The organism is Desulfurella sp., assembly GCF_023256235.1.
Taxonomy (GTDB): Bacteria; Campylobacterota_A; Desulfurellia; order Desulfurellales; family Desulfurellaceae; genus Desulfurella.
On sequence record NZ_JAGDWY010000042.1, the window covers coordinates 1 to 4,690 of the forward strand.

Here is a 4,690-nt window from a genome sequence, read left to right on the forward strand (position 1 = left end):
AAAAAATAAGTATTTTTACCTTCCAACCCTTTTATATAGAGTTTAGACTTTTTTTATGGTTGGGAGGGTTTGTTATTTTATTACTCTCCCAACTCCTTCAGGCAAGAAGTGCAAATTCTTTAATTAGAGTTTACTTTACGCTTTTTTATTTGTTTACAGGTGCTTGATAAGCTGAATGCAGTTTTTCCATTTGTTCCTTGGTTAAAATTTTGCTTAATCCGTTAAAATATGCGTTTCTTTCATTCATCATTTTATTGAAAAATTCAGATCTTATATGCGCCATTTGATTTACCGTTTCATTCCCTGAAGAATTATTTATAGCGTTAAAATATTCTTTCATAATGTTTTGCATCGCTTCAAAATGTTGTTCTTGAAGTTTTCTTACCTGATTCTGTTGCTGTTTGGTTAAATTTAGATATTTGAATTGATATGGTCCCATAAATCCGCCCATCATGCCATAACCCTGATTCATCATACTATAACCTGAACCCATCATACCATAACCGCCATTTTGGCCATTAGACTCATAACCATTCATCATATAGCCCGCTTGAGGTTGCGCAAAAGAATTGCTTGATACCGCTAACATTAAGCCACCTGAAAAGACCAAACCCACAAGAAACTTTTTGTAATGCATTGTAAAACCTCCTAAATTATATTGCTTAAAATATTTTTAAAAGCATTTTTATTACTTATTCTTTTCCACATACTTCATCAAATTTTGCAATTCAGCAATCTTTTCATCAATATTACCTGTTTTTACAGCATCTTTTACGCATGTTTCTATATGCTTGTTTATCACAGAAATATTTGCTTTTTTTAACAGCGATATAATTGCCAATAATTGTGTAGATATATCAATACAATACCTTTCTTCTTCGATCATTTTAATTACACCATCAATATGTCCTCTTGCAGTTTTAAGCAATACAAGTGCTTCTTGATGCTTGGGGTGCAAATCACAACACTCTTTCATTCAATCCCTCTATATTATTTTTCTATTTTTCTATTTTTACAACTTCGTATGCAGTATCTGCCAAAGCATCAAAGAATTTTTGATCATCAACCTTAGAGTTTAATACCACATCTGCATATGCACCTTCCAGATTCACATTAACGCCTTCCACGCCTTCAATGGAAGAAAATGCTTTTTCAACGGCTATTTTGCAATGTTGACAACTCATACCGCTAACATAAACTCTCATAATGCCTCCTTTTGTAATACAGCTTCTATTTGTGGCTTTTGTGCTTCAAATGTTCCATAAAAAAACTTATCCTCAATAACTGTAATGGGAGCAACCCTTACACCATATTTGTTTTTTAGATAATCACTTACCCCAGGTTTTTCGATATCGATTTCAGTATATGGGATATTTTTGTAATTTAACCATTGTTTAAGACCATAGCAATCAGGACAACCTTTGGTGGTATATATTGTAATTTGCATAATTTAACCTCCTTAGAGTTTGTATTTTTTAAGTCTTAAAGAGTTTGTAACAACATTTACAGAGCTTGCAGCCATAGCTGCCTCTGCAATAGCTGGATGCAAAAGCCCAAGTGCAGCAATAGGTATGGCTACCAAATTATAAAAAAATGCCCAGAATAAATTTTGCTTTATTTTATTGAATGTAGCTTTTGAGAGCCTTATTGCTTTTGCTACTGCTTCTAAATCCGAGCCAACCAAAGTTATATCGCTTGCTTCTTTGGCAATATCTGTGCCTGTACCTATTGCTATACCTATATTGGCTTGTTTTAAAGAAGGAGCATCATTTATTCCATCTCCTACCATAGCTACTACATGAGCTTTTTGTTGAAATTTTTTAATATACTCTAATTTTTCTTGTGGCAACAGGTTATAGTAAACTTCATCAATCCCTAAAATATTTGCTATCTGTTTTGCGCTTGATTGGCTATCACCTGTTAGCATAACTGTACGGATATTCATGTTTTTTAATTCAAGGATGGCTTTTTTTGCATTTTCTTTTAATGTGTCTTTAAATGCTATATACCCAAGATAGTTTCCGCTTGTATCCATTACAAAACTTAATGTGTTATCGTTATCCAAAACATTTTTAGGCAAAGATAAACCAGAAGTTTTTATGTAATTTGCATTTCCAATAATGATTGTCTTGCCTAAAACAGTACCTTTAATACCAAGACCAGGCTTAACTTCCACATCAGATGCGCTATGTATTTCCACATTGTTTGATTTTGCATAATCCACTACGGCTTTTGCTAGTGGGTGCTCTGAATAACTCTCAAGGCTAGCCGTTAATTTTAAAAATTCTTCTTTATCAATAGTAGTGTATATTTCTGATACACTAACCTTTCCAGTAGTTAGAGTTCCTGTTTTGTCAAATATAACCGTATCAATGTCTTTTGCACCTTGAAGAGCATCACCTGATCTTATTAATATGCCATGTCTTGCCCCAAGACCAGATCCTACCATTAAAGCAGTAGGTGTAGCCAGTCCCAATGCACAAGGGCATGCTACAACAAGCGTAGCAATGCTTGCAAAAACTGCCGCAGATAAAGCATTTAAATTAGGGTTTACCCATGGCAAAAACGAAGATGCCCACAATGTAATTGAATGACCAGCTTTTGGATCTAAAAACCAAAACAAAAAAGTAACAACTGACACAAAAATCACAAAAGGCACAAATATACCTACAACTTTATCGGCAAAACGCTGTATGGGCACCTTTGTACCCATTGCCTGTTCAACAAGCTTTACCATCTGAGCTAAAAATGTATCTTCACCAACGCCAGTAACTCTAACCTTTATGGCACCAGATTGATTAATGCATGAGCCTATTACACGATCGCCAATATTTTTAGTTTTAGGAAGAAATTCTCCTGTAACCATTGATTCATCAACCGTTGTATTACCTTCCACAATTATGCCATCTGCAGGTATCTGTTGTGATGGTTTAACCAAAACTACATCTCCTACTACCAGGTTTTTGGCATCAATCGAAACAATACTACCGTCTTTTTCCACAAGATTGGCTGTTTTAGGGCTCATTGAAATGAGTTTTTTTATAGCTTCTGAAGCTTTGCCTTTAGCTTTTGCTTCCAGATATTGCCCAATTAGATAAAAGCCCATAATCATGGCGCCAACCGCAGAATAATCTGCAATTTGCCCACCCAATGCTGATAAAATTCCACTCAAATAAGAAGCACAAACACCTAAAAATATCAATACATCCATACTAAAGCTTTTGTGCACTATGGCAGTAAATCCTGACTTAATAAGACTTTTACCCACAATAAATATTACGATAAAAGATGCAATAAGGCTAATTTCGCTAAAGTAAGGTATAGATATAGCACTCATATGGGCAATCATAAGCACAGACAAAGGACCTGTGATGACCCAGGCCCATATCATTTTCAATTTAGCTTTTTTTAGTTTTTGATTTGAATCATCCTGATTAAGTGACTGTTTGTCTTGATTAATTAAAAGCTCATATCCAGCCATCTGCACGGCTTTGGCCATATCCCGCTCTGATACAATGTTTGGATCTATCGTAACACTAGCTTTTTCTGTTGCTATATTGACGCTTGCCGTTATTACACCAGGTACTTTCTTAAGTGCTTTTTCCACGTTTATGGCACATGCTGCACAACTCATCCCATTTACCTGATAAATTTTAGTGTTTTGTTCTGTATTATCTTGAATTTTTTCAATATTATCCAAGCTTGCTTTATATCCAGCATTTTTTACTGCCTGTATCAATACATCTGCTTTTAAGTCAACACCCAGGATCGTTGCTTTCTCACTTACTAAGTTAACATTTGCTGTTTCTACACCATCAACCTTTTTCAATGCTTTTTCTATTGATAAAGCGCAAGAAGCGCAATTCATACCTTCAAGATTCAAAGTTACCTTTTCCATAATCAGTTATTCCCTTTTCTAAAAGACTTTAAAAACTCAGAAATGTAGTAAATATTTTCCTGGTTTTTTAATTTAGAGTTTGAGTTAAGCGAGCTCATCATTGAGACATTTTTTAGGGCCCAATCGATGTTGCTTTCAGAGGCATTCTGAATATTTGGTCCAATTTTTCCTTGAGCATACTGTCCGTGACATTGCGCGCATAGCGATTCAAATAGTTCTTTGCCCTTTTTGGCATCATCTGAAAGCTTAATACTAGTGTTAGTATTTGCATAAGGTTTATTGTTGTTGTAATAGTTGCGACCCATCATGCCTCTCATCATAGAGGGTCTATAGCCATAACCATTCATTATAGCTGGTCCATAGTTACTTTGAGCATAAAAATACATTGACACTCCTAAAAAAGCCAGTATGGCTATACTTACAAAAATGACCCACCTGTTTTTCATTTAAAACCTTTTTTTAAGATAAATGTTTTTTCATCTCTTCGAACTCTTCTTTTGTTATCTCGCCTTTTGCGTATCTTTTCTTCAAAATTTCCAAAGCATCATCGCTGTCGCTTAACCTATGATGTATCCCGCAGCCGCCATATCCAAATATCCACCTTGCCCCAAAAAACAAAGCAGCTATAACTATAAACAAAAAAACAAACATCATAATCATACCTCCAATACCATACCATCCGTGATAAAAAGGTCCACCGCCAAACCACATCATAGTTTACCTCCTAAATTTTAATGACAGCACTTATGCTTTTGATTAACATTAGTGTTTGTTGTGTCTTGATGATTCATA

At 34.8% G+C, this 4,690-nt stretch carries 7 protein-coding genes; all 7 read right to left on the reverse strand.

What is annotated here, in order from left to right:
* Positions 1 to 145: 145 nt before the first annotated feature.
* Genes Q0C22_RS04220 through Q0C22_RS04250 form a run of 7 tightly spaced genes read right to left on the reverse strand, consistent with a single transcriptional unit; the run spans position 146 to position 4,612 of the window.
* The gene (locus tag Q0C22_RS04220) at positions 146 to 637 is read right to left on the reverse strand and encodes a Spy/CpxP family protein refolding chaperone (RefSeq protein ID WP_291491878.1); all 492 of its coding nucleotides are present in this window, start codon (positions 635 to 637) and stop codon (positions 146 to 148) included.
* Between the two features lie 51 nt (positions 638 to 688).
* Positions 689 to 976 carry a metal-sensing transcriptional repressor gene (locus Q0C22_RS04225; protein ID WP_291491897.1) on the reverse strand — a complete coding sequence of 96 codons (288 nt, stop codon included), beginning with the start codon at positions 974 to 976 and terminating at the stop codon, positions 689 to 691.
* Positions 977 to 998: 22 nt separating this feature from the next.
* The gene (locus Q0C22_RS04230; protein WP_291491911.1) at positions 999 to 1,205 is read right to left on the reverse strand and encodes a heavy-metal-associated domain-containing protein; all 207 of its coding nucleotides are present in this window, start codon (positions 1,203 to 1,205) and stop codon (positions 999 to 1,001) included.
* The gene (locus Q0C22_RS04235) at positions 1,202 to 1,447 is read right to left on the reverse strand and encodes a glutaredoxin family protein (protein ID WP_291491931.1); all 246 of its coding nucleotides are present in this window, start codon (positions 1,445 to 1,447) and stop codon (positions 1,202 to 1,204) included. The genes Q0C22_RS04230 and Q0C22_RS04235 overlap by 4 nt, the downstream gene beginning before the upstream one ends.
* A 12-nt stretch (positions 1,448 to 1,459) precedes the next feature.
* The gene (locus Q0C22_RS04240) at positions 1,460 to 3,898 is read right to left on the reverse strand and encodes a heavy metal translocating P-type ATPase (protein WP_291491941.1); all 2,439 of its coding nucleotides are present in this window, start codon (positions 3,896 to 3,898) and stop codon (positions 1,460 to 1,462) included.
* Positions 3,899 to 3,900: 2 nt separating this feature from the next.
* On the reverse strand, positions 3,901 to 4,344 hold the full coding sequence (locus Q0C22_RS04245; protein WP_291491949.1) for a c-type cytochrome: 444 nt from the start codon (positions 4,342 to 4,344) through the stop codon (positions 3,901 to 3,903).
* Between the two features lie 13 nt (positions 4,345 to 4,357).
* On the reverse strand, positions 4,358 to 4,612 hold the full coding sequence (locus Q0C22_RS04250) for an SHOCT domain-containing protein (RefSeq protein ID WP_291491958.1): 255 nt from the start codon (positions 4,610 to 4,612) through the stop codon (positions 4,358 to 4,360).
* Positions 4,613 to 4,690: the final 78 nt, after the last annotated feature.